The 26,361-nt window shown below is 68.9% G+C and carries 28 protein-coding genes; 19 read left to right on the forward strand and 9 right to left on the reverse strand.

What is annotated here, in order from left to right:
• Positions 1 to 90 precede the first annotated feature (90 nt).
• Together B9A95_RS13755 and B9A95_RS13760 are read left to right on the forward strand one after the other, a co-directional pair.
• On the forward strand, positions 91 to 768 hold the full coding sequence (locus B9A95_RS13755; RefSeq protein WP_010887388.1) for a response regulator transcription factor: 678 nt from the start codon (positions 91 to 93) through the stop codon (positions 766 to 768).
• A 34-nt stretch (positions 769 to 802) separates the two neighbouring features.
• A complete protein-coding gene (locus B9A95_RS13760) occupies positions 803 to 2,368 on the forward strand; it encodes a sensor histidine kinase (protein WP_084047839.1) in 1,566 nt (521 codons plus the stop codon).
• A 65-nt stretch (positions 2,369 to 2,433) separates the two neighbouring features.
• Here the strand turns inward: B9A95_RS13760 and argR are convergent, their stop codons facing one another.
• Both argR and coaBC read right to left on the reverse strand, forming a co-directional pair.
• The gene (argR, locus tag B9A95_RS13765; protein ID WP_084047840.1) at positions 2,434 to 2,895 is read right to left on the reverse strand and encodes an arginine repressor; all 462 of its coding nucleotides are present in this window, start codon (positions 2,893 to 2,895) and stop codon (positions 2,434 to 2,436) included.
• 55 nt (positions 2,896 to 2,950) lie between these two features.
• Entirely contained in the window at positions 2,951 to 4,189 is a 1,239-nt protein-coding gene (gene coaBC, locus B9A95_RS13770; protein ID WP_084047841.1) for a bifunctional phosphopantothenoylcysteine decarboxylase/phosphopantothenate--cysteine ligase CoaBC, read from the reverse strand.
• Positions 4,190 to 4,266: 77 nt separating this feature from the next.
• Between coaBC and B9A95_RS13775 the strand changes: the two genes are divergently transcribed.
• From B9A95_RS13775 to B9A95_RS13790, 8 genes are all read left to right on the forward strand, one after another.
• The gene (locus tag B9A95_RS13775; protein ID WP_084047842.1) at positions 4,267 to 4,635 is read left to right on the forward strand and encodes a hypothetical protein; all 369 of its coding nucleotides are present in this window, start codon (positions 4,267 to 4,269) and stop codon (positions 4,633 to 4,635) included.
• Positions 4,636 to 5,066: 431 nt separating this feature from the next.
• Positions 5,067 to 5,381 carry a hypothetical protein gene (locus B9A95_RS34635; protein ID WP_139806787.1) on the forward strand — a complete coding sequence of 105 codons (315 nt, stop codon included), beginning with the start codon at positions 5,067 to 5,069 and terminating at the stop codon, positions 5,379 to 5,381.
• Positions 5,378 to 7,084: a M3 family oligoendopeptidase gene (locus tag B9A95_RS13780; protein WP_084047843.1), complete on the forward strand. Its 1,707-nt coding sequence runs from the start codon at positions 5,378 to 5,380 to the stop codon at positions 7,082 to 7,084. Before B9A95_RS34635 ends, B9A95_RS13780 begins: the two co-directional genes overlap by 4 nt.
• A 378-nt stretch (positions 7,085 to 7,462) precedes the next feature.
• On the forward strand, positions 7,463 to 7,633 hold the full coding sequence (locus B9A95_RS33745) for a hypothetical protein (RefSeq protein ID WP_170928647.1): 171 nt from the start codon (positions 7,463 to 7,465) through the stop codon (positions 7,631 to 7,633).
• Positions 7,630 to 8,112: a ferritin family protein gene (locus tag B9A95_RS32280; RefSeq protein ID WP_139806788.1), complete on the forward strand. Its 483-nt coding sequence runs from the start codon at positions 7,630 to 7,632 to the stop codon at positions 8,110 to 8,112. Before B9A95_RS33745 ends, B9A95_RS32280 begins: the two co-directional genes overlap by 4 nt.
• Before the next feature lie 98 nt (positions 8,113 to 8,210).
• Positions 8,211 to 8,354 carry a hypothetical protein gene (locus tag B9A95_RS33750; RefSeq protein ID WP_170928648.1) on the forward strand — a complete coding sequence of 48 codons (144 nt, stop codon included), beginning with the start codon at positions 8,211 to 8,213 and terminating at the stop codon, positions 8,352 to 8,354.
• 63 nt (positions 8,355 to 8,417) lie between these two features.
• The gene (locus B9A95_RS33755; protein ID WP_170928649.1) at positions 8,418 to 8,555 is read left to right on the forward strand and encodes a hypothetical protein; all 138 of its coding nucleotides are present in this window, start codon (positions 8,418 to 8,420) and stop codon (positions 8,553 to 8,555) included.
• 96 nt (positions 8,556 to 8,651) lie between these two features.
• Complete coding sequence (locus tag B9A95_RS13790) at positions 8,652 to 9,674, forward strand: GNAT family N-acetyltransferase (RefSeq protein ID WP_084050731.1); 1,023 nt, start codon at positions 8,652 to 8,654, stop codon at positions 9,672 to 9,674.
• Here the strand turns inward: B9A95_RS13790 and B9A95_RS13795 are convergent.
• On the reverse strand, positions 9,628 to 10,860 hold the full coding sequence (locus B9A95_RS13795) for an MFS transporter (RefSeq protein WP_084047845.1): 1,233 nt from the start codon (positions 10,858 to 10,860) through the stop codon (positions 9,628 to 9,630). The genes B9A95_RS13790 and B9A95_RS13795 overlap by 47 nt on opposite strands.
• Positions 10,861 to 10,915: 55 nt before the next feature.
• Here B9A95_RS13795 and B9A95_RS13800 point away from each other — a divergent pair, with 55 nt between their 5' ends.
• Complete coding sequence (locus B9A95_RS13800; protein ID WP_084047846.1) at positions 10,916 to 12,505, forward strand: ABC transporter substrate-binding protein; 1,590 nt, start codon at positions 10,916 to 10,918, stop codon at positions 12,503 to 12,505.
• 114 nt (positions 12,506 to 12,619) lie between these two features.
• Here the strand turns inward: B9A95_RS13800 and B9A95_RS13805 are convergent, their stop codons facing one another.
• Entirely contained in the window at positions 12,620 to 13,861 is a 1,242-nt protein-coding gene (locus tag B9A95_RS13805) for a cytochrome P450 (RefSeq protein ID WP_084047847.1), read from the reverse strand.
• A complete protein-coding gene (locus B9A95_RS13810) occupies positions 13,858 to 14,355 on the reverse strand; it encodes a MarR family winged helix-turn-helix transcriptional regulator (RefSeq protein ID WP_084047848.1) in 498 nt (165 codons plus the stop codon). The genes B9A95_RS13805 and B9A95_RS13810 overlap by 4 nt, the downstream gene beginning before the upstream one ends.
• Before the next feature lie 97 nt (positions 14,356 to 14,452).
• On the opposite strand from B9A95_RS13810, the gene B9A95_RS13815 reads away from it, so the two are divergent.
• From B9A95_RS13815 to B9A95_RS13845, 7 genes are all read left to right on the forward strand, one after another.
• Entirely contained in the window at positions 14,453 to 15,967 is a 1,515-nt protein-coding gene (locus B9A95_RS13815) for a Ppx/GppA phosphatase family protein (RefSeq protein WP_084050732.1), read from the forward strand.
• Positions 15,968 to 15,998: 31 nt separating this feature from the next.
• Positions 15,999 to 16,901, forward strand: coding sequence for a pyridoxal kinase PdxY (gene pdxY, locus B9A95_RS13820; protein ID WP_084047849.1), 903 nt, complete (start codon positions 15,999 to 16,001; stop codon positions 16,899 to 16,901).
• Between the two features lie 484 nt (positions 16,902 to 17,385).
• Positions 17,386 to 18,606, forward strand: a complete 1,221-nt coding sequence (locus B9A95_RS13825) for a sugar efflux transporter (RefSeq protein ID WP_084047850.1) — start codon at positions 17,386 to 17,388, stop codon at positions 18,604 to 18,606.
• Positions 18,607 to 18,656: 50 nt separating this feature from the next.
• Positions 18,657 to 19,397 (forward strand): enoyl-CoA hydratase-related protein, encoded by a 741-nt coding sequence (locus B9A95_RS13830; RefSeq protein ID WP_084047851.1) that lies wholly within the window; start codon positions 18,657 to 18,659, stop codon positions 19,395 to 19,397.
• A gap of 21 nt (positions 19,398 to 19,418) precedes the next feature.
• On the forward strand, positions 19,419 to 19,952 hold the full coding sequence (locus B9A95_RS13835) for a GNAT family N-acetyltransferase (RefSeq protein WP_084047852.1): 534 nt from the start codon (positions 19,419 to 19,421) through the stop codon (positions 19,950 to 19,952).
• Positions 19,949 to 20,803 carry an SDR family oxidoreductase gene (locus B9A95_RS13840; RefSeq protein WP_084047853.1) on the forward strand — a complete coding sequence of 285 codons (855 nt, stop codon included), beginning with the start codon at positions 19,949 to 19,951 and terminating at the stop codon, positions 20,801 to 20,803. Before B9A95_RS13835 ends, B9A95_RS13840 begins: the two co-directional genes overlap by 4 nt.
• Before the next feature lie 55 nt (positions 20,804 to 20,858).
• Positions 20,859 to 22,286, forward strand: a complete 1,428-nt coding sequence (locus B9A95_RS13845; RefSeq protein WP_084047854.1) for a D-alanyl-D-alanine carboxypeptidase — start codon at positions 20,859 to 20,861, stop codon at positions 22,284 to 22,286.
• Positions 22,287 to 22,535: 249 nt separating this feature from the next.
• Here B9A95_RS13845 and xseA read toward each other — a convergent pair whose 3' ends face one another.
• Both xseA and crcB read right to left on the reverse strand, forming a co-directional pair.
• A complete protein-coding gene (gene xseA / locus B9A95_RS13850) occupies positions 22,536 to 23,744 on the reverse strand; it encodes an exodeoxyribonuclease VII large subunit (RefSeq protein WP_084047855.1) in 1,209 nt (402 codons plus the stop codon).
• The gene (gene crcB, locus B9A95_RS13855; RefSeq protein ID WP_084047856.1) at positions 23,741 to 24,115 is read right to left on the reverse strand and encodes a fluoride efflux transporter CrcB; all 375 of its coding nucleotides are present in this window, start codon (positions 24,113 to 24,115) and stop codon (positions 23,741 to 23,743) included. The genes xseA and crcB overlap by 4 nt, the downstream gene beginning before the upstream one ends.
• 103 nt (positions 24,116 to 24,218) lie before the next feature.
• Here crcB and B9A95_RS13860 point away from each other — a divergent pair, with 103 nt between their 5' ends.
• Positions 24,219 to 25,133: a magnesium transporter CorA family protein gene (locus tag B9A95_RS13860; protein WP_084050733.1), complete on the forward strand. Its 915-nt coding sequence runs from the start codon at positions 24,219 to 24,221 to the stop codon at positions 25,131 to 25,133.
• A gap of 669 nt (positions 25,134 to 25,802) precedes the next feature.
• Here B9A95_RS13860 and B9A95_RS13865 read toward each other — a convergent pair.
• Both B9A95_RS13865 and B9A95_RS13870 read right to left on the reverse strand, forming a co-directional pair.
• Positions 25,803 to 26,120: a hypothetical protein gene (locus tag B9A95_RS13865; protein WP_084047857.1), complete on the reverse strand. Its 318-nt coding sequence runs from the start codon at positions 26,118 to 26,120 to the stop codon at positions 25,803 to 25,805.
• On the reverse strand, positions 26,117 to 26,359 hold the full coding sequence (locus B9A95_RS13870; RefSeq protein ID WP_084047858.1) for a hypothetical protein: 243 nt from the start codon (positions 26,357 to 26,359) through the stop codon (positions 26,117 to 26,119). Before B9A95_RS13870 ends, B9A95_RS13865 begins: the two co-directional genes overlap by 4 nt.
• Positions 26,360 to 26,361: the final 2 nt, after the last annotated feature.

Genomic DNA, 26,361 nt, shown 5'->3' on the forward strand with positions numbered 1-26,361 from the left:
CCAGGGAGCAGAACGCGGAACATTGGGCCCATGAAAGCCGGTTAAGGACTGGGGACGGCTTCTCATGAGAACGCTCTCTAGACTGATTCCATGGAACGTAAACCCCTGGTTCTCGTCATCGAGGATGAAAAGGACATTGCCCGCTTTATAGAACTCGAACTCGCCGCCGAGGGGTACGCCACCGAAGTCGCCTTTGACGGGGTGACCGGGCTGAGCAAATTCCGCGAAGTCAACCCGGACCTGGTGATTCTGGACCTGATGTTGCCGGTGCTCGACGGATTGGAGGTCGCGCGCCGCATCCGCAAAACGAGCAACACGCCCATCATCATCCTGACGGCCAAGGACGGCATTCAGGACAAGGTGGAGGGCCTGGACTCGGGAGCCGACGATTACCTGATCAAGCCTTTTTCCATCGAGGAATTGCTCGCCCGCGTGCGGGCCCACCTGCGCCGCGTCAATCCGGCAGTGACCGGTGAGGTGCGGGTGGCAGATCTGGTAATGAACCTCGACGGCCGTGAAATTTTCCGGGGAGGCCGCCGGGTGGAGCTCAGCGCCAAGGAGTTCGAGCTGCTGGAACTGCTGGCGCGCAATCCGGGGAAAGTCTTTTCGCGCTTTGAGATCGAGGAAAAGGTCTGGCCCGAATACACCGGGGGCAGCAACGTCGTGGACGTGTATATCGGCTACCTGCGCCGCAAGCTGGAAGAGGGCGGCGAGCGAAGGCTGATCCACACCGTGCGCGGCGTCGGGTACGTGCTGCGCGAGGAGTGAGCGCCCCGCAGCTCGCCGGCCGGGGAGACGCGCCGTGACCCTGCGCTGGCGACTGACGCTGTTTTACACGGGACTGCTGGCGGTGCTGCTCACGGCGGTATCGGTGGCGGTGCTGGCGCAGATGCAGAACAAATTGATGGCCAGTGTGGACGGTGGGCTGGTCACCACCTACACCCAGTTCACCAACCTGTTTCCGCTGCTCAACCTGCCGATGGTGGGGGAGCAGCCCGCCCGTGGGTTGGAGGTGCAACTCTCGCCTGCCCGCTACTCCTTCCCCGACGAGATCATTCAGTTCGATGGGTTGCCCTTTTACACCGCGGAGAGTCTGGCGGAGGATCTGGACGCCGCACGTACCCCCCAGCAGCGTCACGCGCTGCTGGAGCAGGTGCGCGCCCAAGGGCAGGCGTGGCGGCGGCGACCTATCGGTCTCGATCCGGCGCGCTCCATCCAATTGACCGACGATGAACTCGCGGCGCTGATCGGCGCGCCTGCCCAGCGGCTCACCATCACGCGGCAGATTGAGCAGGCGTACAAAACGGGCAGCGAGACGCATCCGACGCGGTTTCTGGTGGCATTGGGAACGGTCAAGACCGAAGACCAGCTGCAGACCTTCGCCCTGATCTACGTCGGCCGGGACCTCGCGCCGTTGAACGATACCCTGACGCAGCTGCGCAACATCATCCTGATCCTGTTTCTGGTGGGGCTCCCGGCGGCGGGCGTGGGCTCGTACCTACTCGCCGGGCAGGCGCTGCGGCCCCTGCGGCAGGTGCGCAAGGCCGCCGAGGGCATCGGCAGCCAGAATCTGGGCGAGCGGGTGCCCGAGCCTGCCACCGGCGACGAGGTGCAGGCGCTGGCCCAGGCCCTCAACGCCATGCTGGGGCGCTTGGAGGCGAGCTTCGAGGCCCAGCGCCGCTTCACGAGCGACGCGAGCCACGAGCTGCGCACGCCCGTCACGGCCATCAGCGGCCACGCGGGGTACCTGCTGCGCCGCACCAGTCCCAGCGAGGGCCAGCGCGAGAGCCTCAATATCATCCGCAAGGAGTCCGAACGGCTGACCAACTTGATCGCCAGCCTGCTTGAACTCGCCCGCTCGGACAGCGGGGCGCTGACGCTGACCCGGCAGCCCATCCTCTCGGGCCTGTTTCTGGGGGAGGTGGCCCGGGAGCTCGCGCCGCTCGCGCAGGCGCAGGGCACCGAACTGCGGGTGGCGGGCGAGGAGGTGACCTTCGAGGGCGATCCGGACCGCCTCAAGCAGGTCGTTATCAACCTCGTCAGCAACGCGCTGAAGGCGGGGGCCGCGCACATTACGCTGCAGAGCCGTGCCGAGGTGGGCGGCCAGGAAGTGCGCCTGAGCGTGGCGGACGACGGCCCCGGCATTCCGCCCGAACACCTCTCGCGCCTCTTTGACCGCTTCTACCGCGTCGAGGACAGCCGCAGCCGTGATGCAGGCGGCGCGGGCCTGGGCCTGAGCATCGTCAAGGGCATCGTGGACGCCCACGGCGGGCGCATCTGGCTGGAGAGCGAGGTGGGGCGGGGCACCACCGTTCACGTGCAGCTACCTGTGGGGAACGTGCCAGAGCTGGACGAGGACGTGCCGTAGGGCGCAAAGAGCAGCGAGGGGCCAAAGGCAGATTGTTCCGGTGCCCTTGGCCCTCTTTGCCGCTTCTAACCCAGCATCAGCGCGTGAAACTCCTCCATGAGCGCCTCGCCCTCACCTGTGGTGCGGGCGACCACGAAGATGGTGTCCTCTCCGGCGATGGTGCCCACGATGTCGTCGCGGCGTAACCTGTCCAGCAGCAGCGCCACGCCCGTCGCGTGGCCGTCAGCGGTGCGGATGACCAGCATGTTCTCACCCCGGTCCACGTCCTTGACGAAATTCTGAAAGAGGCGGCCGAGTTCTTCCTCCACGTCGCTGTGCCCGGCCACCTGCGCCAGGGCGTAGCGGTGGCGGCCCTTGCCGATAGGCAGGCGCACGAGGCGAAGTTCGTTGATGTCGCGGCTCACGGTGGCCTGGGTGACCTGCACCCCCTCGGCGCGCAGCCGCTCGACAAGTTCGGACTGGGTAGAAATACTCTCGCGGGCAATAATGTCCTGAATACGTTTTTGACGCTGTTCCTTGCTGAGCATTCCTCAGATCCTATGAATATGCAGTGAATAATGCAATGGCGGAAATGTCCCGTGCCTACACAGGGCGAGCATTCTGGGAAAGGCGGACGCGCGCCGCCTCATCCAGCAGCCGCCGGGCCACCTCACGCTTGCTCAGGCGCGGCCACGCCTCGTGTGAACCGTCGGGGCGTACCAGCGTCACCTCGTTGTCGTCGCCGCCGAAAGCCGTGCCCTCCCGGGTGGGATAGTTCAGCAGGATGAAGTCGGCATTTTTACGCTGCGCTTTAAGGGCCGCACGCTCCACGCCCGCGTGGGTCTCCATCGCGAAGCCCACAAGCACGCGGTCTCCCTTGTTCTGCCCCAGTTCCGCGAGGATATCGGGATTGGGAGTGAGGAGAACCGTCACGTCGCCCGCCACCTTGGCCTGTTTCTCACCGGCCCGCTCGGCGGCGCGGTAGTCGGCCACCGCCGCCGTCATCACGACGAGATCAGCCTGTTCCGAGGCCAGGAGGATGGCGTCGCGCAGCTCAAGCGCCGTCTCGATGCGGACCACTTCCACGCCGAGGGGGTTTGGCAGATTCACTGGACCCGTCACCAGCGTGACCCGAGCGCCCCGGTTCCGCGCCTCCTGGGCCACGGCGAAGCCCATCTTGCCGCTGCTGGGGTTGCTGATAAAACGCACCGGGTCCAGATACTCACGGGTGGGGCCGGCGGAAACGACGACGTGCAGGCCCTCCAGGTCACGTGGAGCGGGCGGCGTGAGCAGCGCGAGTACGGCCGCCGCGATGTCCTCCGGTTCGGCCATACGGCCCACGCCCCGGCCTTCACCCCGGGTGCCGAACGCGCCTTCCTCGGGGCCCAGGAAGGTGTGTCCCCACGCCCGCAAGCGCTCGGCGTTGGCCTGCACCGCCGGGTGCCGCCACATCCGTTCGTTCATGGCGGGCACCCACAGGACGGGACCCATCACGCTGAGCAGGGTGGCGGAGGCGAGGTCCCCCGCATGCCCCCCCGCCACCCGCGCGAGCAGGTCCGCCGAGGCGCCCACGATCACCGTCGCGTCCGCCCGCGCGAGGGTGAGGTGCTGGGCGTCGGGGCGCGGCGAGAACCACGTCTTGTCCGTCGCCACCTCGCCGTCTGCCGCCGTCGCCAGGCTGAGTTCGGTGATAAAGGCCAGGGCCGCCCCCGTGGCGATCACGCGCACCAAGGCGCCCCGCTCGCGCAGCCGCCGCAGCACCGAGGGGGCCTTTACGGCGGCGATGCTGCCCCCCACGATGACGAGGACGGTGGGGGCGGGGGAGAGCGCGGCGTCGTTCACAGGCAAAGTCTAGAACGCCAGGACCACGCGGCCATTGGGATGGAGCCACGCGGCTTGACCTGACCCGCGGGGCGGTGATGCTGCGGCCCCCCATGGAAGCGGACGTGCCCGCCCTGCTGGCAATCACCGCGACAACGCCAGAGGAGTGGGCCGTATGGCGACTGCGCCCACCACGCCCAGGTCCTTTCAGACGGCGCTTGGAGGTTCGGCACGGCGAGCGAAGCCCAGCCCTGTCCGTTCCACTGCCCGGCGCGGAGATTTTTGCCCTCCAGCCAAGCGAGGACGGGCAAATCACTCCTCGGCAGGGCAAATGCGGGGGCGTCGGCGCCCGCCCCGGCGCTGCCGGGCGGGTCTTCCAGATTCTGCCTGTCCGTGCCCAGCCAGCGGCTGACACCCAAGTGGTCCTGCCCGGCCCCGTCCTCCTCGATCCACGCGACGACCGGTAGGCCCTGCGCGGGTCAGCAGCAAAAGAGGATGGACGGCGGTTGAGGGCTTCTCCCAACGCCTGCCACTCGCTCCCGGGTCCCTCCTGCACCACGCGCACGTCCATGGTGGCCAAGTCGCCCTTCAGAAAGGCCGCGGTGCGCCTACCCGCTCCATTCACCGCAGTATCCGGCGAAAAACCCACCGGGAGGTGCGGCTCAGGGGCGTCTGCGGAACCCACGTCCCGTTCTGTCGCCGCGAGGGCCGCACCATACCCGCCCATACACCGTGAACGCACAAATCTGTCCAGGTCAGCGTTGGCGTGCCGCCCGGCAGCGCCGCAAACAAGCGTGAATGCCCCGCGTCCCTGGGGTTGCGCCCCACCGCGTACCCGCTGAAATTGCTCCACGGCCTGCCATTCCTGCCGATATTCCGGTACGGGTCCACGTGGGCGGTGCCTGCGTCCTCGGACCAGGGACCAGACCTGCCCTGCGAAGTTGGTGCGGGCGGTGGGTCGGGCAGCGTTGAGGGTGGACGGCGCCGTGAGCAGGGCCTTTCCGCTGGCCTGTGGGGCAGGCATTTCCTGGGGGCGCAGGACCGGGCCAGCGGCGGGGGGACGTCCCGCGCCGCCCGCGAGCGCCAGGCCAGCGGGCAGGAGCGCGAGGGACAGCCCACGCCTCGGAGGGGGTTGCAACCTGGCCCGGCGACGCGGACCGAGGGGCAGGAAGAGCGGCGAGGAGAGGGCCGCACGTTAGACTCGGGCCCATGACCGCAACGCAAGACCGGGTGGAGCAGGTGCTCGCCGTTTCTGAGGTCCAGACCCGCTGGGACACCTACGCCCCCCGCTTCGGGGAGCTTCTCGCCGCCGAGCTGACCGCTGAGGCCGTGCCCGCCTGGCTGAACGGGTGGAGCGCCCTGGACGCCGAGGTGGGCCAGGCCATAAGCAAACTCTCCACCCACGCGGACCTCCATACCGACGATGAGGCCGTACAGGGCCGCTACCAGCGCTTTCTGGAGGAAGTCTCGCCCCAGGTCCAGCGGGCCGAGCAGGCCCTGACCGAAAAGCTGCTCGCCGTGCAGGGCTATACCCCGGCGCCCAACTTCGCCCTGACCTACCGCCGGATGAAGGACGCCGCCGCGCTGTACCGCGAGGCGAACGTGGACCTGGGCGTGACGCACGAGGCGCAGAAAAACCGCCACGGCGTGCTGACCGGCAACCAGAAGGTACGCCTCGGCGACGAGGAACTGACCGTGCCGCAGGCCAAGCAGCGCGCCGACAGCCCGGACCGCACGGTCCGCGAGGAGGCGTGGCGGGCGCTGTCGGCCAGCAACATGGCCCTGGCTCCCGAACTCGACGCTGTGATGACGGACCTGCTGCCCACCCGCCGGCAACTCGCGCGCAACGCGGACCTGCCCTCCTTCCGCGACTTCATGTGGAAGCGGCTGGACCGGGTGGACTACACGCCGGACGACTGCCGCGCCTTTCACGAGGCGGTGCGGGGAGAAGTGGTGCCCCTCGCTGCCGAGATCGTGGGCGGGCTGGCGCAGGCCCTGGGGTTGGACGCCGTGCGCCCCTGGGACTACAACCGCAACAACCTGCTGGACGCCGGTGGCCGGGAGTCGCTGAAGCCTTTCAAGACAGGTGCGGAGCTGGAGAGCATCGCCCAAAAAGCGTTTGATGGCCTGGACGCTGAACTCGCTGAGCGCTTCCGCTCCATGCGTGGAGGGCTGCTGGACCTCGAGTCGAGGTCCGGCAAGATGACGCACGCTTACTGCCAGTACTTCCCCGTGAACAACGAGCCCTTCGTCCTGATGAACGTGGTGGGCACGGCCGAGGACGTGCGGGTGCTGTTTCACGAGGTGGGACACGCCTTCCACGGCTTCCTGAGTGGCGCCGCGCAGCCCCTGGTCTGGAACCGTTGGAGCCCCACCGAGTTCGTGGAGATTCCGAGCATGGCGATGGAGTTCCTGACGCTCGATCACCTCAGGCACGTCTTTGACGCCGAGGAACTGGGCCGCTACCGCGAGAAGCAGCTTCAGGGCGTGGTGGTCTTCCTGCCATGGGCCGCGCAGATGGACGCCTTTCAGCACTGGCTGTACGCCGAGGCGGGAAGTGACGTGACCACCGCAGACCTCGACGCCAAGTGGCTGGAACTGGACCGCACCTTCCACCCCTTCGTGAACTGGGACGGGCTGGACGAGGACATTCGCGCGAAAGGGTGGCAGTACTACCACGTCTTCCAGGTGCCCTTCTATTACATCGAGTACGCCATGTGTTACCTCGCCGCCGTGGGCATCTGGCGCGGGGCCCGGCAGGACCCGGCGGGCGCGCTCGAACGGTACAAGGCCAGCCTGCGCCTGGGCAGCACCGTGTCCGTCCCCGAGCTGTACCGCGCCGCCGGGGTGGAGTTCCGCTTTGACCGCGAGCACATCCGGGAGCTGATGGCGTTTCTGAAAGAGCAGATGGCGTAATACGACCGCCTCCCCCATCGTTTACGAAGGGATTTAGAGCGTTTGTCAAAAAGAGGACTTCTTTTTGACCGAGCAGGGTGGGCGAATTTGGAGGCGCGTTGGGGAGAGTGGCGCCGTGAGTGGAAGGCCATCCTTCACGCCGCCATTCGGACAAATGCTCTAAGCCAGCCGGACTTGCAAAGCTGCGAAGCAGAGTGAGCAGGAGGAAAACGCATTCCAGGCGTGGAGTTGGCAAACCGGTGGAGTTCCGGTGTGTTGACGAAAGAGACGGAGTCCGTATAAGCGGAACGTCAAGCGCGGGCAGGCCAGCCAAGCGGCTGGCCTGCTTTCCCTCGCCTGTGTGGACGCGCGTATGGATATTGCCTCTATGGCCGGGCCATGCTCGCGGGAACGGGGCAGGGCACAGAGGGGCGCCGCTACGGTGGCGTCACAGCGCTGGGCAAGCAGGCGCTCGGTCACCGTAGCGCGGTCCTCGGCGTTGGTGCCGCGCTGGAGCTGATCCGTGTCTGGGCGAGCTGTTCGCCGCCCACACCCTGGAAGACGGCATGACCCAAGGCGCTCCGGACCCCTCGGCCTTCAATATCCGGCGGCAGTTTCTACGCGGTGCCGAACTGTTGGGCGCTGCTCAGCGGTTGCGCGCCCAGCGTCTCGCCCCGCGACGACAAGCCCAACCAGGACGCCGGCATCCTCAACTTCGCCCTGAACCAGGAATACCTGGAGGCCGCCTTCTCCCTCGCCGCCACCGGACGACTGGCGGGGATGCAGGGCGGGGGCGGCGCGGCCCCCATCCTGTTTCCCGCCGGAGTGGACGGCCCCGTCCCCATGCCCTTTCGGACGCCCCAGATCCGGGACTTGCCAGCAAACTCGCCGCGCACGGGCTGGCGCACGTCCGCTTCCTCACGGCGGTGGTCACCGCGCAGGGAGCAACACCCATTCCCCGCCCAGCGCTGGATGCGGGGCCTGCCCCCGTGGCCGCTGCGACGGCGGCCACGGGGGCAGGGCACGGGCTTCAATTCCTTTGCCGATGAGGTGTCCGTTCCTGCTGGCGAGCCACACCCTGGAAGACGTGGGGGTGACGGCCTACAAGGGGCCTCGCCGCTGATCCGGTACCGCAAACCCGGGGGGCGTGCTGGAGCAGGCAGCGGGCATTCTGGCCGTCGAGGGGTACCGCATGGGCTTTACCCGCCATGAGCTGTACAAGCGGCGGACGCTGGAGGCCCCGCCCGGCTTCACGGTGGCCGCCATGTCAAGCGCCATCAGCGCCCTGTGAAAGGCGCTCGGCGGTCCCGAGGACAAGGACCAGGGGGTCACGGATTGGTCCAGGCCGGGAGAATTGAACGTCGTGCCTACCGACGCCAACGGCGTGGTGTTCAGCCGCTCGCGCGGCAGGCGGCTGAACACCACGCCTCTCTCGCCCGGGGCCTCACCGGGCGGGTTCTTCCCAAACGGGGTCAACGGCCTGATTCGCTGACCGTCGCTTCGAAAGGAGGAGGGAAGGTCGCCCGGCTTAGCCCTCCTCCGCCGTTTGGCCCATGCCTCCCTGACGCCCGCCCTGCACACTGTGGCCATGACGACGCAGACGCTGACCGTGACCCCTTTCGACCCTCAGGCTGCGTCGCAGGAGGCGCGGCTCGCGGTGGCGCAGCTTCTCGTCGCCGCCCATGGGTTCGCCTATCCCGACGATCCCCGCCTGATTCCAGAGCGCGAGATCGCCTTTTTGTCGCACGTCTCTCCCGATGACGCCATGCGGCAGTTCGCGGTGTGGGACGGCGCGGCAGCGCTTGGCTGGGCGCGGATCGACTACGGCCTGAAGGAGAACCTGCACGCCGCGCACGCCCGCCTCATCGTTCACCCGGGGCACCGGCGCCGGGGGCTGGGACGTGAACTGGCCCGTGCTGTGGAGACCGCTGCCCAGGCCGAAGGCCGCCGCCTCATCACCTTCGGCACCACGAACAAGGTGCCCGCCGGGGAAGCCTTCGCCCGCTGGCTGGGAGCTGAGCCCGCCTTGCCGATGCGCCAGAGCCAGCTGCTGCTGGACGAGGTACCGGGCGAGCTGCTGAACGCCTGGACGGCCCGCCCCGACGGTGAGCCCTACCGCCTGCACGTCTGGACCCGCATCCCGGGCGAGTTCCTGACCCGCGCCGCCGACATGATGATGGTGATGAACACCGCGCCCCGGGGCGACCTGGACGTGGAGGACTGGACGGTGACGCCCGAGATGATCCGTTCGTGGGAGAAGATGATTGAGGAGGGCGGCGAGGTCCGCTGTCTGATGGCGCTGGAAGACACCCGCACGGGCGAACTTACCGGATACAGCGAGACGTTCTGGTCTCCGGAACGCGCCCCCCTGGTGTTTCAGGGGGCCACCGCCGTCCGGCCCTCCGCCCGTGGGCAGGGCCTGGGCAAGTGGCTCAAGGCCGAGATGGTCCGGCACCTGCGCCGGAACTGCCCCGGAGCCCGTTTCGTCCGCACCAACAACGCGGATGAGAACGCGGCCATGCTGGGCATCAACGTGGCGATGGGCTTCACGCCCTGGGGCACCTTCACCGAGTGGCAACGGCGGCTGGGGCCTGTGGCTGCCTGTTCCTGAGGGCCCAACCGGTCAAGAGGACCCCGCCCGCGCCGAGGGCCAGCGTGACCCCAGCCATCCCCGATCCACCGATCAGTCCACCCAGTGGCACCCGCAGCGCCGCAATCCACTTGGATACCGTGAACACCTGCCCGTGAACGGCGAGATACGCGCCCCGCCGGTCCTCGGGCACCAGTTCGGCCAGCGCCGATTGCCATGTGGGCACGTACAGCAATTCTCCCAGGCTCAGCGCCAGCGTTCCCAGCAGCACGGGGAGGCTGGTGCTAAACGCCATAACGGCAAAGCCCAGGGCGAAGAGGGCGAAACCTGCGTACATGACGGGCCGTTCCTCTCGTCCCTTCAGCCACGCCGCCACCGGAGCCGTGAGCGCCACGATCAGCAAGGTATTTACGGCGGTCAGCACGCTCATGGCCTTGATGCCGTCCAGCCATACACCGAACCACTCCGAGGCGGCAAAATTTTGCGCGAGGTGAACCGCGACGTGGTTGTTGCGCGAAAACTCGGTGCTCAGAATCAGGATGCCGCCCGCCACGAACAGTCCGAACGCCCGGTCCCGCACCACCTGCGCGTAGGAGCGGGCCAGCGGCGCGAGGCCCAGTTCCGCCCGCGCGGTGGGAGAAGCGGCCCGCGTTTCCGTCATCTGCGTCCAGCACAGGGCAGAGGTAATGAGTGACATCCCGACGAGCAGCCCCAGCAAGAGCGTGAAGTGGTCCGCGTACAGCCACCCGCCCGCCACGGTGCCCAGGAGGATGCTCAGGTTCACGGCCCAGCAGTTCGCGGCGTACATGAAGGAGCGCGACTTGGGCGTGCTCACGTCCACCAGCATGGCCTCGGCCGCTGGGTTGATCAGCCCGCTCGCCACGTTGACCAGCACCACTGCCGCGAAGGTGGCCCAGGGGTGAGGGCCGTTTCCGTTCGCCGCGAGCATTGCCGCAAAGGCCAGCAACTTCAGTCCCTCGCCCGTCAGCAGGGTGCGGCGGCCCCAGGCATCGGCCAGGGCACCACCGTACAGCCCGGCGAGAAACTGCACCACGCCCAGCGTCAGCAGCAGCGTGCCTGCCAGCGCCGCACCCAGATGCGCCGTGAAGTAGATTGCCAGGAAGGGAAACACCATGCTGCCCACCACCCGGCTGAGAAACGACGTGGTGATGCGCGTACGGACATTGGGATGCAGGGTGCGCCACATAGGGGGCAGTCTCGCGCCCGTCAACAGGGGGAAAAAGAGGCAGAGTGGGACGTAGATGACCCCTTTTCATACCCTCCAACCCGGCTGGGTATATCTCACCCTGCGGGCCGCCCTGCATGCGCGAGACGGGGTGCGAGCGAGCCATGCGGGGACGGCGACGGAATTGACCACGTGGTGGGCCTGCAGCGGAAAAACGGCGCGGCGGCACCTCGCCCGCTTGGGGGAGGAGGGGCGGGTGAATTACGCGCCGGGACGCGGGCGGGGCAACACGTCGCGGTTGACGTTTTCGGCGGACTTACGGGAAGAACTGGAGGCCCTGACGGAGGCTCTGGCCGGCCAGGGCATGGCGGGCGAACTCGCACGGCTCTCCCGTCTGCCCTTTCCCCGCGCCTGGGTGCTGACAGAGGCGGCGCGGGGTGTGTTCGGCTTGGGCGAGGCGCGGCCCGGGGTGGACCGGCTGCGGACCGTCTATACCCGGGACCTCACCTCGCTGGACCCCCTGCACGCGAGCGCCACGATGGAGGCGCACCTGCTCGCCCAGGTCCTCGATCCCCTCGTGCACTTCGATCCCGATACGGGCGCAGCCGCGCCCCACCTGGCGCACCACTGGAACCCTGCGGAGGACGGCCTGCGCTGGACCTTCCACCTGCGGAAGGGCGTGGCATTTCACCACGGACGGACGCTGGACGCGGGCGACGTACGGGCCACACTGGAGCGGGTGCAGGCGGGGGCGGCGTGGTTCCTCCCCGGTCTGGAGGCGGTGGAGGAGGCCGGGCCGTACGCGGTGCGCCTCCACCTCTCCCGCCCGGACGCCTTCTTGCCGCGCCGCCTGGCCGATACGCAGGCCCTGATCCTGCCGCGTGACGTGCCCTTCGACGAGGCGAGGCCCGTGGGCACCGGAGCGTTTTGCTGGACGCCGCTGGAGGGAGGTTTCCGCCTCAGCGCCTTCGACGCCCATTTTGCCGGCCGGCCCCTCATCGACGAGGTGGAGTTCTACCGGGTAGATCACCGCGATCAAATCACTCTGCTGGACGTGACGGGCGAGAACGCCGAGGCGCACCGCGACACCTGGCAAGCCGAGGTGGGCGTGCAGTTCCTGATCTGGAACGGCCACCGTCCGGCTGCACGTGGCCCCTTCCTGCGCGCTGCCATATGCGAGTTGCACGATGTGGCAGCCTACTGGCGGGAAACGGGGCAGGCGGCCCCCCTCATCCCCGCCACGTCCTTCTATCCCCGGCGGAGTGCCGGGCAGCCTCTCCGCCACCGCTCTGAGGAACAGGCAGCAAAGAGGCTGCGGGCTTCGGGTTACGCGGGAGAACCCCTCTTCCTCTGGGCACTGCCCTGGGCCGAGCCGCTGGCCGAGGCACACTGGCTGGCCGAGCGGGCCGCGCGGCACGGAATCAAGTTGGAGGTGCGTCCCTCCGAGCTGGTTGAGGACCCCTCGGGGGAGGCGGACCTCCTGCTGATGGGCGAGGTGGCGGGGGCCGACGAACATCTGGCTTTCTGGACGGCGATGCGCCAGCCCGAACGCTCGTTTCGCCGCCTGCTGCCTCCGGACGTGCTGAACGCGTTGGACGGGGCGCTGGACGGCTACCGTGCAGCCCTCAGCTTTGAGGAACGTGAGGCTCCATTCTGGACCGGGTAGAGGCCCTGCTCACGGGCACGGGGTACGTCAACCTCACCCACTACCGGGTCAAGGGCCGGGCCGTCCATCCCCTGCTGCGGGACGTGCGGCCCGACGTCTACGGGCGGCTGAACCTCAAGCGGTTGTGGTTGGGCGAGCGGACCCCGGGCGGCCCAGGCGGATGCGGAAGTTCCGCAACTCGTAGCCTTTGACCACCTCGTTGCGGCTCACTTCGGGGCCCGACACCACCTCCAGATCGTTCCAGACCAGCAGGCGGCGTAAAAAGACGTCGCTTTCCTTGATCGCCAGGAACGCCCCGGGGCAGCGGTGGTGGCCGTCGCCGAAGGACAGCACGGGCGCGGTCACGCCCCGGGGCAGGGGCCGGGCGGGGCAAAGGGTGGTGGGGTCCTCGCCCACCACAGCGGGGTCCATGTTCGCGGTCTGAATGTCCAGCGCGATCACGCTGCCGCGCGGAACCGTCTGCCCATTCACCGTCAGGTCCTCCTCCGCGCGGCGGTAGAGGGTGGATACCACAGGCTCCAGGCGCAGGATTTCGTGGAGGATGGCGTGCCGCTCGCGCTCGGTGCCGTGGACGTACTCGCCGCGCAGGTCCGGGTTCTGCAGCAGGTGCCACGCCGCCACCGAAATGAACTCGCGGGTGGTGACCATCCCGGCGGTGCCGTAGGTCAGGCACTCGGTCAGAATCTCGGCGTCGTTGTAGCCCCGGTCCAGCAGGTGGCTGATCAGGTCGTCCCCGCGCTCGCGGCGGCGGGCCTGGATGGCGGGCTTTACGTCCAGCAGGTAGAAGAGCACCACGTCGGCGTACTGCCGCCAGCCTTCCAGACGGCCGCCGGGTGTGGTCTGGCCGGGCGCGCTGTCCCCACCCCCCGAAACAAAGGCCATCACGCGGCGCGACATGCCGGGCAGGCGGCTGTTTGTCAGGCCCACCACCTGGGCGGCCACGTTGACAGCGAGGTCCAGGCTCAAGTCATCCAGCTTGACCTCGCTCCCCCGCATCAGCCGGGCGATCAGGCCGTCGGCAAAGCGGGCGATGAAGGGGCCGTAGCCCTCCACCCCGGTGGGCGTGAAGTACCGGGCGGTGGAGCGGCGCATCTCGTGGTGGTGCTCGCCCTCGGCGTACAGCACGGGCTGGCGCTCCAGACCCGGCGCGGAGGACGCGACCTCGGCCATGAAGCCGGCCTGCTTGACCTGTTCGGAGCGCAGCACCTCGCGGGCGGAGCCAAACGACTGGACGCGGTAGAAGCCGCGCTCGTCGCGCGCTATGGATTGCGCAGGCGGCGTAGGCTGGTGGGTCAGCGGCGTGGAGGCGACTTGGCCGGTGAAGGGGCAGCGGGCGGGTTCGGGGTTGGTGGTCATGGTTGCTCCTGTACGGTGAGGGGGAAGGGCAGGCGGGCGGCCCGCGCGAGGCGGTGCAGGTCTCCGGCAAGCCGTCCCGCGTCCGGTCCCAGAGAGGCGAGAGGAGGCGCGGTCAGGCTGCGCAGGGTGGCCAGCGCGGCTTCCCACAGCGCCCGGCCCTCGGGAGTGACGGTGACCGTGACGCGCCGGCCGTCCGGCGCGGTGGGGGTCCGGGTCACGGTGCCCCGCGCCTCCAGCCCCCGCAGCACACGGCTGACCTCATAGCGCGGCACGCCGAGGTCCTGCGCCAGTTGCGCGGGCTGCCTGCCGCCGTCCGAGATGAAGGCCAGGGCCAGGCAGGAGCGCAGGTCCAGCCCATGCCCCGCAGAGAGATGCGCCTCGCTGAGCGCCGTCATGGCCTGCCAGGCATTCCAGAGGGCCATCAGCAGCCCCAGTTCCGGAGAGGCCAGATCGCCCGCCAGCGGCTCGGATGGAGAAGGGAGAGGATCGGCCACCCAACGATTCTGCTGCAGAGATTTATGAGTCGTTGCAGAGTGCAATCAAATGCGTGAAGACACCGCTATGACCTTCCCCGCCCGTTACCCTGGAGCCATGAGGGTGGCCGTTGCGGACGTGGGTACGAACTCCAGTCATCTCCTGATCGCAGAAGCGCGGGGGGAGGGCGGAAACTACCGCGTGCTGGACGTGCTAAAGGACCGGACCCGGCTGGGAGAATGCCTGGACGCGGCGGGCAAGGTGACCCTGGAAGGCGAAGTCCGGCTGCAGCGGGCGCTGACCCGCTTCCGCCAACTGAGTGCCGCTGCCGGGGTCCCTGAGGTGCAGGTCTACGCCACCAGCGCCCTGCGCGAGGCGCCCAACGGTGCGGAGGTGGCGGAGCGTGCGGGCCAGGAAACGGGCCTCTACCCCGTCATTATCAGCGGCGAGCGCGAGGGCGAACTGACGTACCTGGGCGCGGGGCACAGCGTGGATTTCGGGGAGGACAACGTGCTGCTGGACCTGGGCGGCGGCAGCCTGGAATTTGCCCGGGGCGGCCCCGAACGGGCGTCTGATGTGCTGAGCCTGCCCCTGGGAGCCATCCGCATGACACGCGCCCACCTGCGGAACGAACCGCCCACCCGTCAGGAAGTCCAGGCCATACAAAACGCGGCCCGCGGGGCCCTCGCGCCGCACCGTGAGCGCTTTGCCGTGCGGCCTGGCACGCAGGTGGTGCTGTCCAGCGGCACCGCTGAGGCCGCGGCCGCCCTCCTCGCTGCGGGAGGAGGGCGGCCGCCCGTGTCGGTGAACGGGTGCAGCGTGAACACGGTGCAGCTGGGAGCGCTGCTGGAACGGCTTCGGGACATGAACGCGGGCAGCCGGGCGCGGCTGCCCGGGATCGAGCGGCGGGCGGAGATTATCGTCGCCGGTCTGGCGGTGCTGCACGCGGCCCTGGAAGCATTGGGCGCGCGGGAGGCGGTGGTGAGCGAGGGTGCGCTGCGCGAGGGCATGCTGATCGAGGAACTCCGGCGACAGGCCACCTACGTCGGCGGCCTGAGTGCCCGGCAGCGCAGCGTCCTCACCACTGCCGAGCGCTTCGGGGCCAACCTCGCGCACGCCCGGCACGTGACCGAACTCGCCCGAGACCTCTTCGCGCGGCTGGTCCAGACCGGGGAGCGCTTTCCCGAGGAGGCCCGCAGCCTGCTTACCGCCGCCGCCGGACTGCACGAGGTGGGACAGATCGTGTCGCAGAGCGCGCACCACAAGCACGCGGCGTACCTGATTCGGCACGCGGGCCTGCGCGGCTTTGCTCCCCGCGAGATCGAACTTGTGGCGCAACTCGCCCGCTACCACCGCCGCGGCGGACCCAAGCCCACGCATCCCGAATACGCGGCGCTGCCGCCTGCAGACCGCGGGCTCGTGTCCCGGCTCGCCGCCGTGTTGCGCGTTGCAGATGGCCTGGACCGCTCCCACGCGGGGCAGGCGCACGTGAGGTACCTCACCCGAATGCCCTGGGGCTGGGCCCTCAGCGTGAGTGGCGCGACGCCCCTGGACCTCGTGGGCGCGCGGGACAAGGCAGACCTCTGGGGGCGCGAGTTCGGACCACTGACGGTAACGGCCTCCAACCGCTGACCTTCTCTGACGGGACGGCTATCCTCACTCCATGACCACGTCCACACCCGCCCCGGTCCTGCCGCCCAATATCCTCTCGATTCAGTCCTGGGTGAGTTACGGGCACGTGGGCAACGCCGCGGCCGTGTTTCCGCTGCAACGCCTGGGCTTCGAGGTCTGGGCGATCCATACCGTGCAGTTTTCCAACCACACGGGATACGGAGCCTGGACGGGAACCGTTTTTCCGTCCGAGCAGGTGGCGGAGCTGCTGAACGGCATCGAGGCCCGGGGGGTGCTGCCCATGTGTGCGGCGGTTCTGAGCGGTTACATGGGCTCGGAGGGCACCGTGGGGGCGGTGGTGGAGGCGGTGCACCGGGTACGGAAGGCCAACCCGGCGGCGCTGTACTGCTGTGACCCCGTGATGGGTGACGTGGGGCGCGGCGTGTTCGTGCGCCCCGAGTTGCCGGACCTGATCCGTGAGCAGGCCGTGCCTCAGGCGGATATCGTCACGCCCAACCAGTTCGAGCTGGAACTGCTGACGGGCCGCCATGTGACCACCCTGCAAGAAGCGCTCAGCGCCGCCCGAATGCTGCGCGCCACCCTGCGTCCCGAGGGCCCCCGCATCGTGGTCGTGACCAGCCTCGTCCGGGACGACGCCCCCAAAGGTGTGATCGAGACGCTGGCCGTCACGGAAGACGGCGCGTGGCTGTGCCGCACGCCCCTGCTGCCGTTGGACCCGCCGCGCAACGGCACCGGCGACGCCATCGCCGCGCTGTTTTTCGGGCACTTCCTTCAGACAGGCGACGCCGGGCAGGCGCTCAGCCTCTCCATGAGCGCCCTGTACGCCCTGCTGGACCTGACCCACCGCGCCGGAACGCGCGAGATTCAACTCGTGGCCGCCCAGGACGAATACGCGCGGCCTTCCCGAATGTTCGGCGCCGAGCAGGTGGGGTAACGGGGCCGGGCACGCGCAGATAGAGCCTGGCTCCCGTGGACACGGTGGCGCTGTGTGGGTGTGGCCAGCGGGGGTAGGGCCCGTCCATCTGCCTCGGTCCGGCGATCTACAGGCGGCCGCACGGGCTTTGCCGCGACGCCTCGGTGCCTGGCTTGGCGGTCCCCACTCCGGGTAAAGCCCACACCGTCGCCGGCACCTTTGATTGCAAGGGCCTGCCTGCGCCACCGCCTCCTTCGTCCACATACCGCTGTTGTCGGAGCAGCGGCAGCCTTATTTCTGACAGTGCCGGTGAAGTGGCTGGCAGGGCGGCAGATCTGCTCCACCACTTCCCCTGCCTTGAGCTCTTCTTCATCCTCTGCAACTCGTCCGGTACCCGGGTGGCGGTCACGTTGCCGGGTCGACTGAACCGATTAAGCTTGAGCCCGCGACTTCCCGGGCCCTGGCTAGCGGTCCTCGTTTTCTCTCCTTGTTCCTGGCGGACCCCATGCACACCAATCCCCTGCTGTCTCTCAAAAACGTTCCTGGTTACCTGGGCATGGCGGTCACCGTCTTGCTGCTGGGTTTCGCCACCTCCTTCGCCATGCCGTACATGTCGCTGTTCGGGGTGCAGAAGGTGGGCATGTCGCCGCTGCTGCTGGGCGTGTACCTCACCGTGGTGGCCCTGAGCAGCATCACCATCAGCACCCTGCTGGCCCGCTGGTCTGACCGGTTGCCGGACCGCCGCCCGGTGGTGCTGACCGCTATTGCCGCCGGAACGCTGGGTTTCGTGCTGTTGGCCTTCACCACAAACTACCTCGCCGTGCTGCTGATCGCCGCCGTCTGTCTGGGAACGGGCTCGGCAGCCTTTCCGCAGGTGTTCGCGCTGTCGCGGGCGCAGGCGGGGGCAGCGGGCGAGCAGGGCATGACGGCGCTGCGGTCCGTCTTTTCACTGGCCTGGGTGGTGGGGCCGGGGATCGGGGCGGCGCTGCTGGCGGGCCTGCACTTTCCGGGGCTGTTTCTGGCGACGGCGGCGTGTTACGTGGGGGCGGCCATTCCCGTGCTCCGCCGGATGCGTGCGCCGCTGCCCCCGGCCACCACCTCCGGAGAAGAAGTTCAGGCGAGCGCCCCCGCCACGCCGCCCCGGCCCATGCACTGGGTGGCGCTGAGCTTCGTGCTGTACGGCACGGCCATGAACATGGGCTCGGCCGCGCTGCCCATCCACGTCACCCGGGGGCTGCACGGCAGCGAGGGCAATGTCGGTTTTCTGGTGGGGCTGTGCGCGCTGCTGGAAATCCCCATCATGCTCAGCTTCGTGCTGCGTGCCCGCCGCGCTTCCAACGAGAAGCTGATCCTGTGGGGCATGATGCTGTTTGCCCTGTACTACGTGATGGTGTTTGTGGCCCCGAATATCGCGTGGCTGGCTGTGGCGCAGGCTGTTCGCGCGGTGGTGGTGGCTATTCTGGCGACGCTGGGCATGGCCTACGTGCAGGAACTGATGCCGGACCGGGTGGGCGTCGCCACCACGCTGTATTCCAACACCATGAACGCGGGGTCCCTGCTGGGTGGACTGGGGCTGGGGGTGTGCGCGGGACTGTTCGGGTATCACGCCGTGTTTGTGCTGGCTGGGGTGCTCAGCCTGGCCGCCTGGGGCCTGTTGCTCGCCACCCGTCGGGGGCTGGGGGCGAGGGGAACGGCCGAGATGGTGGGCGTTCGGGCCGGAGATTGACCCAGGCAGATTTTTGAACCGAGTCCACCGTAAACGGGTACACTGCCGCCATGACCTACGAGAGCTTACGCCTCTCCCGCTCAGGTGGGGTGTCGATCTTGACCCTGGCCCACCCCAAGGGCGCGTTCGGCCCGGATACCTGGCGCGAGGTGCCGCTGGCCCTGGCGGAGTTGGAGGGCGCCGACGTCCTGATCGTGCGCGGTGAACGGGCCTTCAGTGTGGGACTGGACCTGAAGGCCACCGCGCCCGTCATCACCCCCGCCCTGGGCAACCGCGAGGCGTTCCGCGCTGTTGTTGCGGAAATGCACCGTGCCATTGAGGGCTTGGCCGCGTTGCCCATCCCCGTGATCGCTGCCATCGACGGCTGGTGTATCGGCGCGGGGCTGGAACTGGCCGCTGCGTGTGACCTGCGGGTGTGCAGCGCGGGGGCCCGGTTCAGTCTGCCCGAGGTGAAGCTGGGGATTACGGCGGACCTGGGCGCTTTGCAGCGCCTCCCCAGCCTGGTAGGAAAGGGCCGCGCCGCTCACCTCGCGCTGACGGGCGAAGCCATCGACGCCGCCACCGCCGAGCGCTGGGGCCTCGTGACCGAAGTTTTGCCCGATGCCGAAACCCTTTACGCCCGCGCCGACGTGCTTGCGGCGCAGCTCGCCGCCCTTCCCGCAAAAGCGCTGGAGGGTACCAAGCGTGTCCTCGGAGACGGCCTGACCCACGCCCAGAGCCTCGCGGCAGCGGTGGACTGGAACGCCGAGCACATGACGGCGGAGGGGCTCACCGCCTCCCTCAGGCCCTGAGCCCGGCGTTAGGCTACCGCTATGGACCTGGAAACGCTCCGACTGCGTCTGCGCCCCCTGCAGGTGACGGACTACGACGCGCATTACGCCGTCATAGACAGTGACCCGGCTGTCACCTGGCTGGGTGTGGCCCGTACGCCGGAGGAAGCCCGGACGTACGTTGCTGCCAAAGCTGGGCTGTGGAACGGGCGCGCCTTCGGTCCCTGCGCGGTGATTGAAAAGGCGACGGGCGCGTTTCTGGGGCATGGCGGCCTGGAGCCCCTGGACGAGACGGGCGAGGTGCAGCTCTCCTACTACCTGGGCCGTCCCGCCTGGGGCCAGGGCTACGCCACCGAACTGGGTTGGGCCGCCCTGGATTTCGGCTTCAGGTCCCTGGGCCTGAGGCGCATCGCTGCCATCGTTCGCCCGCGCAACGCCGCCTCACGGCGTGTCCTGGAGAAGCTGGGCTTTCGCCACGAGCGTGACGGCCACTTCTCCGGCGCGGAGGCACAGTACTGGGCCCTCCTGCCCTCTTCCCAAGAACCTTTCACCTACCCAAAAGGAGCCTCACCATGACCCAACCCCACGGTCCTTCCACCACCTTCCGCCCCGATCTCCTCCGCGGCAAGCATGCCCTCATCACGGGGGGAGGCAGCGGCATCAACCTCGGCATCGCGCAGAGTTTTGCGGCGCACGGCTGCGCGGTCACGATTCTGGGGCGCAACCTCGAAAAAGCGCAGAACGCAGCGCGCGGCATCGAGGAGGCCGGGGGCCGGGCGCTCGGCGTTTCCGCCGACGTGCGCGACTTCGCGGCCCTGCAAGCGGCGGCGCAGTCGGGCGTCGAGGTGTTCGGGCCGCTGGACACCGTGCTGTGCGGCGCGGCGGGCAACTTCCCCGCTCCGGTGGACGGCATTTCCCCCAACGGCTTCAAGACGGTGGTGGACATTGACCTGCTGGGCACCTACAACACCATCAAGGCGGCGGCCCCACACCTCAAGGTGCCCGGCAGCAACATCTTGAGTATCAGCGCCTATGGGATGCCCGTGCCCATGCAGGCGCACGTGGTGGCGGCCAAAGCTGGTGTGGACGCCCTGACGCAGACGCTGGCGGTGGAGTGGGGCCTGCGCGGCGTGCGCGTCAATGCGATCATTCCCGGTCCCATCGACGGCACAGAGGGCATGGCCCGCCTCGCGCCCGACGAGAAGACGAGGCAGCAATTCATCGCTACGGTGCCGCTCGGGCGCTTCGGGGTGCCGCAGGACATCGCCAACGCCGCGCTGTTCCTGGTGTCTGACGCGGCGAGTTACGTGACCGGTGTAATTCTGCCCGTTGACGGCGGGCAGAACATGCTCGGCGGTGCGCCGCAGTACGGGATGTACCTGCGGATGCAGCGGGCCCAGAGCCAAGAGCAGCGGGCAGACGGCTGACAGCTGGGCTGGCCCCCTGCTCGCTGCCCTGGGCAGTCTGCCTTATCCTGCCCCCGTGCGTCCTTTCCTCGTCTCCCGCCTGATCCGCCTGGGCCTTGCCTGCCTGGGGCTCTGGGGCGGGTTGGGGTGGGCGGGCCCCGCAGGGGCCGCGGGACCGGAGACGGCCACAGTCACGCTCGTCCGCGAACCGGGGCTGAGCGTGGGCGTTCGCCGGGTCCTTGCGGGATTGCCGGGAGGGGTACGGACCGGCCTGCTTGTGCAGGACCTGACCACGGGGGAGGTACTGGAGTCCCAGAACGCGGCCCTGTCCCTGATTCCCGCCAGCACCATGAAGCTGGTCACCGCCTCCTCCGTCCTGCTGGACCGGGGCGGCAATGGGGGCTGGTGGAGCACCGAACTCACCGTTCCCGCCGCCGAGGTGGGCCGCTCGCGCGTCTCGCACCTCACCCTGCGTGGAAATGCAGACCCCACCCTGCGGGTGGCCGGGAGCGCGAACAGCCTGCGGGCACTGGCCGGGCAGGTGTTCGCCCGGGGCATCCGCGAAGTCGGTGCGGTGCGGCTGGACGAGGATAGGCTGGAGGCGTCCACCTGGAAGGACCTGCCGCTCGGTGTGCCCATGACTGCCCTGCGGCTGGCCGACTGGCACGATGCCCCGCCCGCTTCGGCCGCCCAGGCACGCGCCCGGCTGGGTGCGGCGCTGATTCACGAGCTTCGCCGCCTCGGTGTGCGCGTCACTTCGGGGGTGGTGGGGAAGGCCCCCGCCTACGTGCCCTACATGCCGCCCGCGCGGGTGGACGGAGGCGGTCGCCCACTTCCCCCCGATCTCGTGGTCCCCATTTCGCGCCGTCCCGAGCAGGGTGTCGCCTCGGTTCGCAGCGCCCCTCCTTTTGGATTCCTGGCGGACACCCTGCGGCCCAGCGACAACCTGCAAGCCGAGGAGCTGCTGGCCACGCTCGCCGTGCGGCCGGTGGGAAACGGCACGCTTCCGGGCGCGCTGAGCCGGGAACGCAGCGCCCTGCGCCGCCTGGGGGTGGAGCTGACGGGCGTGCAACTCGCCGACGGCAGCGGCCTAAGCCGGGAAAATCGCCTGACTGCCCGCGCGCTGGTGGCGCTGTTGACCACCCACTATGGGTTGCCCTATCCGCTGGGGCGGCCCCGGGCCGAGCTGCCGGACCAGACCTACCGCGCCCGGCGCAACGCCTTTGCCGAGGCGCTGCCTCAAGCGGGCACCGGCGAGCGGGACCCAGAGCATGACGGGCGGGGGGGGACGCTGGCGCTGCGACTGCAGGGTCGCGGGCTGGACGTGCGGGCGAAAACGGGCACCCTGCCGGGGGTCAGTGCGCTGGCGGGGTACGTGACGGGGCGCAGCGGGCATGTGCTGGCCTTCGCGGTGCTCTCAAACGGACCGGAGGATACGCCGATTCTGACGCTGCGGGCGGTGCAGGACGAGGTGGTGCGGGTGGTGGCGCGGGCGGTGTATTGAGGGGCAGGGGAGCGTAGGTAGGCTCGGCTCCCTCGTTCGTCTGAAGGCGCGGCTGTGTGCCTCGCCCCGTTGAAAGAGGCCCAGGCGCTGCGCGTAGGGGCGGCCCCTTCGCGGGCATGAGGCAAAGGTGGGTGGAGGCGGCCGATTCTCTTTCCCGTTGCGCAGCGCTGCGCAACGGGAAAAGTCTGGCGAAGCCCGCGGTAACGGGTACAGCTCGAAGAGCGGGAGCCACCCCACCGGCCCCACCCCCTACTCCCCCCGAACCCCCACCGCGCCATCCGCGAATTCCAGCGTCAGCGCCTCGCCCGGCTGCACCTGCGCCGCGCGGGTCACGGGCTGGCCGTCCGCGTCCCGCACCAGGGCGTAGCCGCGTGCCAGGGTGCGGGCGGGCGTGAGGCCCAGCGCCTGACGCATCAGGGCGTCGGTGTCGGCCTGTGCCGCGTCCACCTGTCGCCGGGCAGCGTTGCGGGCCCGGTCCACCGCCCACAGGGCCGCCGCGTCTGCGCTCACCAGCACCTCGCTGGCCTGGGCCCGGATGGCCCGGACGTGCTGTTGGGCCTGAGCGGCGGCCCCCGCCACCGTGCGGACGATCAGTCCGGCGGCCTTGCTGGGTGTGTCGGTACGGATGCAGGCCACCTCGTCGGGCAGGGTGTCGTCGCGGGCGTGGCCCAGACCCGTGATGACGGGCGCGGGAAAGGTGGCGAGCGCGCGGGCCACCTCCAGATCGTTCAGCCACGCCAGATCGGTGACCGCCCCGCCGCCCCGGATCAGCACCAGAGCGTCCAGCGGTTCCTTCCCATGCGCCTCCCGCGCCCCCGAGATTGCCCCCGTCAGGCTGCGTGACGCCTCGCGGCCCTGAAAGGTCGCCTCCAGATACACGAACTGGGTGACGCCTGCGCGCGCTAACGCGTCCACCTCACGGCGGAAGTCACCAAGTCCGGCGGCCTCGCTGGGGCTGATGACGGCCACACGGGCGTAGTCGCTGGGGGCCGTCATCAGGCGGTTCAGGCCGTACACCCCCTCGCGTACCAGCGTTTCCCGCAGGGCTTCCAGCCGCAGGGCCACGTCGCCTACGGTGAACTCGGGGGCCACGTCGAGCACGTTCAGGGAAAAGCCGTACTGCGGGTGGAACTCAGCCGTGCAGAAGAGCAGCACCTTCAGGCCCGCCGTGAGGGTGCCGCCTGTGGCCTGGCGGAACTTGCCCTCCAGCGCGTAGCGTTCGCGCGCCCAGACCGTCGCCCGGCATTTGGCGATTTCGGTGCCGTCCTCCAGTTGCACGAGGTCCAGGTACAGGTGGCGGCGGTCGGTCAGCGAGGCCACCTCCGCCCGCACCCACACTGCTCCCGGCATGCCCCGCGCGATCACCTGCCCCACGTAGGCCAGCACGTCGGCCAGATCGAGAAACTGCTCGGGTGGGCGTGTGGTCTCGGCCTTTTTGCCCCGCTTGCGGCCCGTCACAGCCGCGCCCCCAGTGTTCGGCCCACCATGGCGGCCAGCACGCCGAGCCCCACGCTAAGGGCCATATACAGCGCCGCCAGCCCTCCGGCTCCTCGGGTCAACAAGCCGTCCACATCCACGCTGAAGGTGGAGAAGGTGGTAAAGGCCCCCAGCACCCCGGTCCCAAAAGCCAGCCGCGCCGCCTCGGGCCACACCCCACGCCCCACGAGCGTCACGGTGAGGCCCAGCAGAAACGAGCCCAGCACGTTGATGCCCAGTACCGCCACCGGAAAGCCCGCACGGGCCACGAGCGGCGCGAGGGCCAGCGTCACGCTGTACCGCGCCGCTGCGCCGAGCGCCCCCCCCACCATCACCCACAGCCAGGCCGACATGGGGCACAGGGTACGCGGTTTTGGGGCGGGGGTTTGGGAGTGTGGAAGAGGGTCCTTTATCTTTTCCCACGCTGTGCTCCCCACTTCCCACTACCATCTCCCCATGATTCGCGCCAGGACCCTTACCGGACAGGACCTCGACTGGAATGGGCAGGCGGAGAACGTGTGGGTGGACGTGCAGGACGTGGCCGAGGAGGAACTCGCGCGGCTGAGCGCCGCCTTTGCCCTCAACCGCCTCGCGGTGGAGGACGTGCGCGAACACGGGCACTGGAGCCGTGCGGAAGCCTACCCGGAACACGGTTTTATCACCGTCCGTTCTTTTTCGCGCCCGGAAGAGGCCGAGGAATTTACCGAACGCGTCAGCCTCTTTCTGTATCCGCACGCGGTGCTCAGCTTTAGCACCACCGGAACACGCGCTCTGGAGGCGGTCTGGAAGTTGGTGGGCCGCGAGAGCGTGAACACCGCGCCCGAGGTGGCCTACGAACTGCTGGACCACACCGCCGACACCTTTTTCACCCTGGCCGACGCGCTGGAAGGCCGGGTGGACGCGCTGGAGGAACAGGTCTTTACCGACGTGCGCCTGAACCCGGTCGCGGAAGTGTTTGAACTCAAGCACCGGATCGCCCAGGCCCGCCGCCTGAGCACCGACGCCCGCGAGGCCGTGACCCTGCTGGCGCGCCACATCGAGGGTGACCCGGCGGATCTGGTGCGTTTCCGCGACGTGCAAGACTCCTTTGCCCGCGCTACGGCCCGCTTCGACAGTCTGCGCGATCACCTCACCGGCCTGCTGGACCTGCACCTCAGCCTGCAGGGCCAGCGCATGAACGAGGTGATGCGGACCCTCACCGCCGTCAGCGTGATCTTCCTGCCCCTCACCTTTCTGGCCGGCGTGTGGGGCATGAACTTCGGGCATATGCCGGAGCTGCCCTGGCGCTACGGTTACGCGATGGCCTGGACAAGCTTCCTGGTGGTGGGCGCGCTTCTGGCCTACTACTTCAAGCGGCGGGGATGGTGGTGAGGTGCAGGGCGGCCGAAGGCCGAACGGTCTGACAAGAATCCGGGTTCATCCGTGATGAAATAACGGGTTGACCGGAGCGGACGTGCAACGCTGCGCAGCAGAGCGAGCAGGAAAAACGGTGACACAGAGGCGTGGAATCACCGGAGCAGAGGGGAGGGGACGGATGATCCGGAACCTGTATGACCGGCTCACCGTCAATCCACCTCCACGGACTTCGTCGCACGGTTTGACCTGTGGGGCGTGGCCTGCCGCGCTTTTGAAGGCCGCCTGGCGCGTGGGTCAACGTGCGGAGTTCTTTTTGACCGAGCCCGGCGAGCGAACTTGAATGAACGTTGGGGAGAATGGCGCCGTGAGGGGTGCCCTTCCACGCGCGGCGCCATTCAGACACATGCGCTAGTACAGCACCTCGCCCCCCATCTTCCACGCAAAATGCACCCGCCGCTGCGCCACGTGTCGCGCGCGGGAGAGTGGTTCGCCCCGAGCCAACCGGTGTAGCGCGCGCATGGATGGCGAAGCGGTGTGGGGCGTCGGTGTCGCTGGTCCCCGTGTACTCGAAGGGTGCGGCTGCCCCAGGCCATCTACGCGCGCGTCGAGCCGTTCCAGCGACGGTGGTTTCTGCCGCCCCGGCACATCAGGTTTTCGGCATAGCGGCGCACGTGGAACTCGCGATCACTGAGCGCGCGAAAGCGCGTGGCCCAGGGCAGCGTGGGTGAGGGCCACCCGGATCGCCTCGCGCTCGGCCCGGCGCTCGTGGCCCTCCCCTGCCCCGAAGAAGGTGGCGTAGGGCGTGCCATTCAGGCTGTGGCCCACCGACAGGCTGCCGTCCGCCTTGTCGGCGCCGCCGCTGGCGTGAATCACGACTTCGGGGGTGGAGGGCGTGGGGTGGGCCTGACGGAGGGTGTGCAGATCGGCGTCTGCCAGCGGCTGACCCTCTGCGACTCGGCGCAGGGCCAGGGTGAGGCGGGCGGCCTGAAGGGCTGGGGTCACCCACCGTTCCGGCGGCCCTCAGGTGCAGGCCCCTCGGCCAGCTCCGGGGCAGGGGAGGGGCCACCTCCAGTTCCAGCAAGTCCAGCGCCGCCGCGTGCAGCAGGGCCACCCGCCACGCTTCCCCGGGCGCGGCTCTGCTCCTCCCGGCCACACCAGCCTGTAGGCCACTGGCGCAGGCCCCGGCCTTCCGCGAGGGCCAGCAGGCGGGCGCGCTGGTGGCTGGGAAAGGGCGAATCCACGC

Source organism: Deinococcus hopiensis KR-140 (assembly GCF_900176165.1).
GTDB lineage: Bacteria > Deinococcota > Deinococci > Deinococcales > Deinococcaceae > Deinococcus > Deinococcus hopiensis.

Coding starts and splice junctions, on each gene's coding strand:
- B9A95_RS13830 (WP_084047851.1), top strand. CDS start 18,657: ATGACCTACGAGAGCTTACGCCTCTCCCGCTCAGGTGGGGTGTCGATC.
- B9A95_RS13860 (WP_084050733.1), top strand. CDS start 24,219: ATGATTCGCGCCAGGACCCTTACCGGACAGGACCTCGACTGGAATGGG.
- argR (WP_084047840.1), bottom strand. CDS start 2,895: ATGCTCAGCAAGGAACAGCGTCAAAAACGTATTCAGGACATTATTGCC.
- B9A95_RS13815 (WP_084050732.1), top strand. CDS start 14,453: ATGAGGGTGGCCGTTGCGGACGTGGGTACGAACTCCAGTCATCTCCTG.
- B9A95_RS13800 (WP_084047846.1), top strand. CDS start 10,916: ATGACCCCTTTTCATACCCTCCAACCCGGCTGGGTATATCTCACCCTG.
- B9A95_RS13790 (WP_084050731.1), top strand. CDS start 8,652: ATGACGACGCAGACGCTGACCGTGACCCCTTTCGACCCTCAGGCTGCG.
- B9A95_RS33745 (WP_170928647.1), top strand. CDS start 7,463: ATGCTCGCGGGAACGGGGCAGGGCACAGAGGGGCGCCGCTACGGTGGC.
- B9A95_RS13755 (WP_010887388.1), top strand. CDS start 91: ATGGAACGTAAACCCCTGGTTCTCGTCATCGAGGATGAAAAGGACATT.
- B9A95_RS13825 (WP_084047850.1), top strand. CDS start 17,386: ATGCACACCAATCCCCTGCTGTCTCTCAAAAACGTTCCTGGTTACCTG.
- B9A95_RS13840 (WP_084047853.1), top strand. CDS start 19,949: ATGACCCAACCCCACGGTCCTTCCACCACCTTCCGCCCCGATCTCCTC.
- B9A95_RS13775 (WP_084047842.1), top strand. CDS start 4,267: ATGCTGCGGCCCCCCATGGAAGCGGACGTGCCCGCCCTGCTGGCAATC.
- B9A95_RS13835 (WP_084047852.1), top strand. CDS start 19,419: ATGGACCTGGAAACGCTCCGACTGCGTCTGCGCCCCCTGCAGGTGACG.
- crcB (WP_084047856.1), bottom strand. CDS start 24,115: ATGTCGGCCTGGCTGTGGGTGATGGTGGGGGGGGCGCTCGGCGCAGCG.
- pdxY (WP_084047849.1), top strand. CDS start 15,999: ATGACCACGTCCACACCCGCCCCGGTCCTGCCGCCCAATATCCTCTCG.
- B9A95_RS32280 (WP_139806788.1), top strand. CDS start 7,630: ATGACCCAAGGCGCTCCGGACCCCTCGGCCTTCAATATCCGGCGGCAG.
- B9A95_RS13795 (WP_084047845.1), bottom strand. CDS start 10,860: ATGTGGCGCACCCTGCATCCCAATGTCCGTACGCGCATCACCACGTCG.
- B9A95_RS13805 (WP_084047847.1), bottom strand. CDS start 13,861: ATGACCACCAACCCCGAACCCGCCCGCTGCCCCTTCACCGGCCAAGTC.
- B9A95_RS13780 (WP_084047843.1), top strand. CDS start 5,378: ATGACCGCAACGCAAGACCGGGTGGAGCAGGTGCTCGCCGTTTCTGAG.